Annotated in this window: 5 protein-coding genes; 4 read left to right on the top strand and 1 reads right to left on the bottom strand. The window is 72.5% G+C overall.

What is annotated here, in order from left to right; genetic code table 11:
- From GL263_RS16320 to obgE, 4 genes are all read left to right on the top strand, one after another.
- Positions 1 to 3,814 (top strand): ribonuclease E/G (locus GL263_RS16320; protein WP_182856453.1); only part of this gene is annotated, 3,814 nt, incomplete at its 5' end.
- A 280-nt stretch (positions 3,815 to 4,094) separates the two neighbouring features.
- Positions 4,095 to 4,415, top strand: coding sequence for a 50S ribosomal protein L21 (gene rplU / locus GL263_RS16315; protein WP_143646521.1), 321 nt, complete (start codon positions 4,095 to 4,097; stop codon positions 4,413 to 4,415).
- 13 nt (positions 4,416 to 4,428) lie between these two features.
- Positions 4,429 to 4,683 carry a 50S ribosomal protein L27 gene (gene rpmA, locus GL263_RS16310; protein ID WP_109498837.1) on the top strand — a complete coding sequence of 85 codons (255 nt, stop codon included), beginning with the start codon at positions 4,429 to 4,431 and terminating at the stop codon, positions 4,681 to 4,683.
- Between the two features lie 143 nt (positions 4,684 to 4,826).
- Positions 4,827 to 6,269 carry a GTPase ObgE gene (obgE, locus tag GL263_RS16305; RefSeq protein WP_182856452.1) on the top strand — a complete coding sequence of 481 codons (1,443 nt, stop codon included), beginning with the start codon at positions 4,827 to 4,829 and terminating at the stop codon, positions 6,267 to 6,269.
- A gap of 111 nt (positions 6,270 to 6,380) precedes the next feature.
- On the opposite strand, the gene GL263_RS16300 is transcribed toward obgE, so the two are convergent.
- Positions 6,381 to 7,484: a CDP-alcohol phosphatidyltransferase family protein gene (locus tag GL263_RS16300; protein WP_182856451.1), complete on the bottom strand. Its 1,104-nt coding sequence runs from the start codon at positions 7,482 to 7,484 to the stop codon at positions 6,381 to 6,383.
- Positions 7,485 to 8,133: the final 649 nt, after the last annotated feature.

The following is an 8,133-nucleotide window of genomic DNA, read 5'->3' as shown; positions in this document are numbered from 1 at the left end:
GTCCCCCACCCCGGAAGTCCCCAGCAGCGAGACGGCTCCGGCCGAGGCGTCCGAGGCGCCGGCCAAGCCCGCCCGCACCCGTCGCCGTGCCACCCGCGCGGCGGCCGCCCCGGCGCCCGAGGCCGTCCCGGAGAAGGCCCCCGAGGCCGCCACGGTGGCGGAGGCCGCCGAAACGCCGCACGAGGCCGCCGGCACGAGCACCGAGGCACCGTCCGTGGAAGAGGCTGAGAAGCCGAGCAGGCCGGCGCGTACGCGTCGCCGTGCCACCCGCCGCGGCGGCTCGGCCGAGCCCGCCGCCGAGGCCACCGCCACCGAGCGCGAGGCCGCACAGCCTGAGGCCGCGAAGGCGGAGAGCGGCGAGTCGGCCGAGGAGGCCGTGCCGGAAGCGCCCGCCAAGGCCACGCGCACCCGTCGCCGGGCGACCCGTGCCGCCGCCGCGCCGGAGGAGACTGCCGAGGCGGAGTCGAGCGGTGAGAGCGCCGCGGCGTCCGCCGAGGAGACGGCCCCGCGCGCCACGCGCACCCGGCGCCGCGCCACCCGCGCCACCGGGGAGTCGACGCCGGCCGCCGAGCAGTCCGCCGCGTCCGAGCAGGCCGCCGCCGACGAGGAGGTCGAGGCCCGGCCGTCGCGTGGCCGCCGCCGCGCCGCCGCGACGACCATGCTCTTCCAGGCGCCGGTGTTCACCCAGCCGATGTTCCAGACCCCCGAGACGGCCGCCGCCGCGCAGGCCGCCGCCCGGGCGGAGGAGGCGTACGACGAGGAGGAGGCCGAGGAGGCCGAGTCCGAGGACGTCGAGACCCAGGAGGACGCGGAGGCCCGCGAGGAGGCCGAGGCCGAGGGCGGCGAGCGTCCCTCGCGACGTCGCCGCCGCGGCGGTCGCCGCCGTCGCCGCGCCGAGCTGGCCGAGGAGGCCGGGGGCGAGGACGAGTCGGAGTCCGACGTCGAGGAGGACGGGGACGCCGAGCGGCCGGAGAGGGCCCGCCGCCGGGGCCGCGCCGAGGAGGAGCCCTCCGAGGCGGAGGCCGAGGCCGACGAGGCGGAGCAGGCGCCTGCCGCGGAGTCCGACCAGCCGGAGGCCGGCGGACCGTCGACCAGCAGCTCCCGTCGCCGCCGCCGGCGTCGCCGGCGCAGCGGGGACGCGGCCGAGGGCGCCGAGGCCGCCGAGGGCGCGAGCACGCCGTCGGACGACCCCGAGCGCACCGTCGTCAAGATCCGCGAGCCGCGCAGGAAGAAGGACGAGCAGCCCAGCGACGAGGTCCAGTCGATCAAGGGTTCCACCCGTCTGGAGGCGAAGAAGCAGCGTCGCCGGGAGGGGCGTGAGCAGGGCCGCCGCCGGGTGCCGATCATCACCGAGGCCGAGTTCCTGGCGCGCCGCGAGGCGGTCAAGCGCGAGATGATCGTCCGCCAGCACGGCGAGCGCACCCAGATCGCGGTGCTGGAGGACGACGTCCTCGTCGAGCACTTCGTGAACAAGGAGCAGTCGACGAGCTACGTCGGCAACGTCTACCTCGGCAAGGTGCAGAACGTCCTGCCGTCGATGGAGGCGGCGTTCGTCGACATCGGCAAGGGCCGCAACGCGGTGCTCTACGCCGGTGAGGTCAACTTCGAGGCGCTGGGCGTCTCGGGCGGCCCGCGCCGGATCGAGAACGCCCTGAAGTCCGGCCAGTCGGTGCTGGTGCAGGTCACCAAGGACCCGATCGGCCACAAGGGCGCCCGGCTGACCAGCCAGGTCTCCCTGCCCGGCCGCTACCTGGTGTACGTGCCCGAGGGCTCGATGACCGGCATCAGCCGCAAGCTGCCGGACACCGAGCGGGCGCGGCTGAAGCAGATCCTGAAGAAGGTCGTCCCCGAGAACGCCGGCGTCATCGTGCGCACCGCCGCCGAGGGTGCGAGCGAGGAGGAGCTGGCGCGTGACGTCCAGCGGCTCCAGGCGCAGTGGGAGGACATCAAGAAGAAGGCGGAGAAGGGCAACGCCCCGACGCTGCTGTACGGCGAGCCGGACATGACCGTCCGGGTCGTGCGGGACATCTTCAACGAGGACTTCTCCAAGGTTGTCATCAGCGGTGAGGACGCCTGGTCGACGGTCCACGAGTACGTCTCGCACGTGGCCCCCGACCTGGTCGAGCGGCTGGGCAAGTGGACCTCGGACGTGGACGTCTTCGCCACGTACCGGATCGACGAGCAGCTGATGAAGGCGCTGGACCGGAAGGTCTGGCTGCCCAGCGGCGGCTCGCTGGTGATCGACCGGACCGAGGCGATGATCGTCGTCGACGTCAACACCGGGAAGTTCACCGGCCAGGGCGGAAACCTCGAGGAGACGGTCACCAGGAACAACCTGGAGGCGGCCGAGGAGATCGTGCGTCAGCTGCGGCTGCGCGACCTCGGCGGCATCATCGTGATCGACTTCATCGACATGGTGCTGGAGTCCAACCGGGACCTGGTGATGCGGCGCCTGCTGGAGTGCCTGGGCCGTGACCGGACCAAGCACCAGGTCGCCGAGGTCACCTCGCTCGGCCTCGTGCAGATGACCCGCAAGCGGGTCGGGCAGGGCCTGCTGGAGTCGTTCTCCGAGTCCTGTGTGCACTGCAACGGCCGTGGCGTGATCGTCCACATGGACCAGCCGCAGTCGGCCGGTGGCGGCGGCAAGCGGAAGAAGAAGGGCAAGGGCGGCGTGGCGCAGGCCGAGGCCGTCCAGCCGGAGGCGGCGTCCGAGGCGGCGGTGTCCGAGGCTGTGGCGTCCGGGGCCGGTCGCTCCGGCGGGGAGCCGCTCGCCGAGGAGTCGGCCGCCGACCTCGCCGAGCAGGAGCCGGTGGCGTTGCCGTCGCCGGAGTTCCGTCCGGACGAGGAGCTGTACAGCAGCGTCGCCGAGGCCGAGGCCGCCGCCGGCCGCCGCCGGGGGCGTCGCCGGGCGAGCCGCAAGGTGTCGGCGCCGGCGGGTCCGCCGCGCGGCGAGCAGCCGAGGGAACGTGCCGGGGCCGAACCGGAGACCGCTGTCGTCGAGGAGCCGGCCGTGGTCGCGGCCGAGCCCGAGCCGGCGGTGGCCGTCGAGCCCGCGCCGGCCACCGAGCACGTCGAGGCTCCTTCGGAGGAGCCGTCGGCGGCCGCCGGGGAGCCCGCCGCGCCGCAGGCCAGGGGACGTCGTCGGGCGAGCCGGAAGGCGTCCGCGCCGGCCGGCGCCCCGAAGACCGGCGAGGCCGCCGGTGTGATCACCGTTCCGGTGTCGGAGCGTTCGGCCGACGCCGGGCAGCCGGTCGCCGAACCGGAGCCGGTGGCCGCCGCGGAGGAGCCCGCGCCGCCCGCCAGGCCGCGTCGTCGGGTGGCCCGCAGGGCTTCCGCCCCCGCCGGTTCGCCGGAGGGCGCGCAGGCCGCCGCCATCGTGGTGCCCGCGGCCGAGGCCGCCGCGGAGGTCGCCGGGGCCGCCGATGAGATCGTCTCGCCCCAGCCGTCCGACGCGGCGGTCGCCGAGCGGGTCGAGTCGGTGGAGCCGGCGGAGGCCGCTGCGGAGGAGCCGCAGGAGGAGTCCGGGGAGGCCCCTGCGGAGGAGCCGGCCAAGAAGGCGGCGAAGACCGCCCGGAAGACCGCCGCGAAGAAGGCCGCCAAGGCCCCGGCCAAGAAGGCCGCCAAGACGGCCGCGAAGAAGACGGCCAAGACGGCGGCCAAGGCCACCGCCAAGAAGACGACGGCCAAGAAGGCCGCGGCGAAGGCGCCGGCGAAGAAGGCGGCCGCCAAGGCCCCGGTGAAGAAGGCCGCCGCGAAGAAGGCCGCGGAGCCGCAGGCCGAGACCGTCCCGGCGGCAGCGGCCGACGAGGGCTGAGTCGACCGACACCGGTTCCGGTGCCATGGGCGGACGCCCCCGGCACCGGAACCGGTCGGCCCTCCGGGGCCGGTTTGACCCCAGGTCAAGGGCCCCGTAACCTTGACCGTCGGCGTGTCACTGGACATGCCGTACTCCTGAGCACATCCCTCCGGGACGCCGGGCGTCCACCGCCCCGGCCCGGAGAGGCCGTCCACGCCACATCGGACCGTTCGCGGGCCCGTTCCCGCGCCGGGCGGCTGGCATCAGGGGTCCGTCTACGAGCGAGAGAGAGTTCCGCGTGTACGCAATCGTGCGCACCGGCGGCCGCCAGCAGAAGGTCTCTGTGGGCGACGTCATCGAGGTCGACCGTCTTTCCACCACCAAGCCCGGCGACAGCGTCGAGCTCTCCACCATCCTGCTCGTCGACGGTGACTCGGTCACCAGCGACCCGTGGGTGCTGGCCGGTGTGAAGGTCCAGGCCGAGGTGGTCGACCACCACAAGGGTGCCAAGATCGACATCCAGAAGTACAAGAACAAGACCGGCTACAAGAAGCGGATCGGTCACCGTCAGCTGCACACCGCGCTGAAGATCACCGGCATCGACGCCCCGGCTAAGTGAGGGACTGAGAAACATGGCACACAAGAAGGGCGCATCGTCCACCCGGAACGGTCGTGACTCCAACGCGCAGCGCCTCGGCGTGAAGCGCTTCGGCGGTCAGGTCGTGTCCGCGGGTGAGATCCTTGTCCGCCAGCGCGGCACCCACTTCCACCCGGGCTCGGGCGTCGGTCGCGGTGGCGACGACACCCTGTTCGCGCTGAACGCCGGTGCGGTGCAGTTCGGCACCCACCGCGGCCGCAAGGTCGTGAACATCGTCCCGGTCGCCTGAGCGACGACCGCGACACACACGGCATCCCGAGGGCGGACCGCCTCTCCCCTGGTGGGGAAGCGGTTCCGCCCTCGGCGTGTTAGGACGGGGCACAGGACCCCGTCGACAGCAGCAACCGACCCGATTCTGGGAGGCAGACCGTCATGACCACCTTCGTGGACCGCGTCGAGCTCCACATCGCCGCGGGTAACGGAGGCCACGGCTGCGCCTCCGTACACCGGGAGAAGTTCAAGCCCCTGGGCGGGCCGGACGGCGGCAACGGCGGCCGTGGCGGCGACGTGATCCTGGTCGTCGACCAGGACGTCACGACGCTCATCGACTACCACCACCGGCCGCACCGCGGCGCCACCAACGGCAAGCCGGGCGCCGGCGACAACCGGGACGGCGCGCACGGCAAGGACCTCGTCCTGCCGGTGCCGGACGGCACCGTCGTCCTGGACCGGAAGGGCGAGGTGCTCGCCGACCTCGTCGGCCAGGGCACCACGTTCGTGGTCGGCCGCGGTGGCCGCGGCGGCCTGGGCAACGCGGCGCTGGCCTCCGCCCGCCGCAAGGCCCCGGGCTTCGCCCTGTTGGGCGAGCCGGGTGAGGTCCGGGACATCGTCCTGGAGCTGAAGACGGTCGCGGACGTGGCGCTGGTGGGCTACCCCTCGGCCGGCAAGTCCTCGCTGATCTCGGTGCTCTCGGCGGCCAAGCCCAAGATCGCGGACTATCCGTTCACCACCCTGGTGCCCAACCTCGGTGTGGTGAGCGCGGGTTCCACGGTCTACACCGTGGCCGACGTGCCCGGGCTGATCCCCGGCGCCAGCCAGGGCAAGGGCCTGGGCCTGGAGTTCCTGCGGCACGTCGAGCGCTGCTCGGTGCTGGTGCACGTGCTGGACACCGCCACGCTGGAGACCGAGCGCGACCCGCTGAGCGACCTCGACGTCATCGAGGCCGAACTCGCCGAGTACGGCGGTCTGGACAACCGGCCGCGGGTTGTTGTCCTCAACAAGACCGACATCCCCGACGGCCAGGACCTCGCCGACATGGTCAGGGGCGACCTGGAGGCCCGCGGCTACCAGGTCTTCGAGGTCTCCGCGGTGTCCAGGAAGGGCCTGAAGGAGCTGTCTTTCGCGCTCGCGGCGCTGGTCGACGAGGCCAGGGCGGCGGCCCCCCGGCAGGAGTCCACCAGGATCGTCATCCGGCCGCAGGCCGTGGACGACTCCGGGTTCACCGTCACCAAGGAGGCCGAGGGCATGTTCCGGGTGCGCGGTGAGAAGCCCGAGCGCTGGGTGCGGCAGACGGACTTCAACAACGACGAGGCCGTCGGCTACCTCGCGGACCGGCTCAACCGGCTCGGCGTCGAGGACGCGCTGCTCAAGGCCGGCGCCCGGGAGGGCGACGGTGTGGCGATCGGCGCCGAGGACAACGCCGTCGTCTTCGACTGGGAGCCGACGATGGCGGCCGGCGCCGAGATGCTGGGGCGTCGGGGTGAGGACCACCGGCTCGAGGTCTCCCGTCCGGCGGCCCAGCGCCGCAGGGACCGCGACGCGGAGCGGCAGGACGACCCGGACCGCGCCTACGAGGAGTTCGACCCGTTCGAGTGAGTCGGCCGTCCCGTCACCGGCCGGGTGGCGGGACCGCCGCAACACGAAGGCCCGCACCGGTCGGTGCGGGCCTTCGCTGTGACGACTGCTCCGTGCGTCTCCCGCGGTGGGCTACTTGCGGGCCACCGCGGCGCCCTCGGCGGCCGGGGCGGCCTCGCTCGCCGAACCGGCCGGCTGGGCGGGGATGACGGCCTGCTCCGGCTGCTCGGGCTCCTCCGGCACGGGGTACTTGGCCAGCGTGCGCTCGAAGTCCTTCGTGGACAGCAGCAGCTTGTAGATGATGGCCAGCTCGAACACCATGAGCAGCGCGCCCGCCACGACGGTGACCGGCATGATCGCGCCCAGCAGCGGGCCGATGATGAACACGGCCATCTGGAACTCGATGCCGCTGACCAGGTGGGTGCGGATGCGGTGGCGCAGCAGGAAGGTGCGGAAGCGGCCGTACCAGGGGAAGCGGCCCTTGAACTCCACGTGGAGGTCGATGACCTCCTTCTTGCGGACGGGCTGGCCGTCGGCGTCCAGCTCCGGCTCCTCGCCGTCGGCGGTCCGCTTGGCCTCGGCGTCGGCCTCGGTCTCGTCGCTGTTGTCCAGGTCCGCGGTCGGGTTCTCGCGGAGCAGGTCCTCCATGAACGCGAGGCCGGCCTCGTGGGAGTTGCCCCCCGGCTGCTCGCCGTACTGCTCCTCCTGCGCGCGGCGGAAGGCCTTGGCGCGCGTCTTGATCTTCTTGCGCATGCTGTGGCGCACCTTGAAGATCTGGAGCGCGTCGATGTAGCGCAGCATGTCCAGGAAGACCACGGCGAGCGCGAGCCAGATGAAGGCGACGTCACCGGTGTTGTTGTACTGGCCGCCCATCAGGGCGATGGCGCAGGCGAGCACCCGGATGCGGTCGAAGACGTAGTCCAGCCAGCCGCCGAACTCGGAGCCGCGCCCGGTCAGCCGGGCGAGCTTGCCGTCCATGCAGTCCAGGATGAAGCTCAGGTGGTAGAGGCCGGCTCCGAGCAGCAGCCACTTCCAGTCGGCGAACCAGAAGCACACCGCCGCACCCAGACCGAGGAAGAGCGCCCCCCAGGTGATGCCGTTGGGGGTGATCCGGGGCCATCTCGCGACGACCCGGACGAGAGGCGTGGCCACCGGGTCGACGAGCAGAACCGTCCACCAGGCGTCGCGCTTCTTCTCCGTGAGGCGACGCACCTCGGCGAGAGGGGGAATGTCCATCTGATCAGCAATCTTCCCGTGAGCTAGGGACAGGTTCGGCCGCTTCGTAGGGCCGGCCACCGCCCGGCGTTCGCAAGGGCCACATGACAGGGCACACAACGTACTCGACCGAATCGTAGCTGATCTGAGCGTTCCCAAGAGGTGTCCGACCGGTGACGACCAGGTGCGGCGAATGCCCGGTCGGTGCCCGTTGCGAGCGGTCTCGCACTTCGTTTCCGGGTGTCATGTCGGACACCGGCTTCAACGGAACGAATAACGCGGAATGCACAAAGGGGATATTCGTACTTTGAAGGGGTAAATTCCCGCCCGGTCTCCGCGGTGGGTGACGCCCCGCATCCTTGCAGGTCGTTGCCGGTGCGGCCGGCATTGTGCCGGGCGCGCCGGCGTGTCGTCCGCCGCGTTCCGGAGGAGTGCGGGGTGTGCGAAATGTGACGAACCGGTGTGCGCCCGGGGAACACGCCCCGTCGCGTGTGACCGCTATCCGCCCGGTATTCCGGGTGGGAAAGCTGTGATGTGAGTCCCACCGGGGCGCGGGGTGCGCGAGGGCACTTTTTACCGCGTTATTACGTCCCGCATCCGCCCCTCGTCCCTCGTCCCTCGCCCCTCGTCCTGCCGTCCTGCCGCCCGGACCGTCCGTGCCGCCGGAGCC

It is taken from the genome of Streptomyces durbertensis, from assembly GCF_014156695.1.
GTDB classification, from domain to species: Bacteria; Actinomycetota; Actinomycetes; order Streptomycetales; family Streptomycetaceae; genus Streptomyces; species Streptomyces durbertensis.
This window is presented reverse-complemented; position numbering and strand designations above follow the sequence as displayed.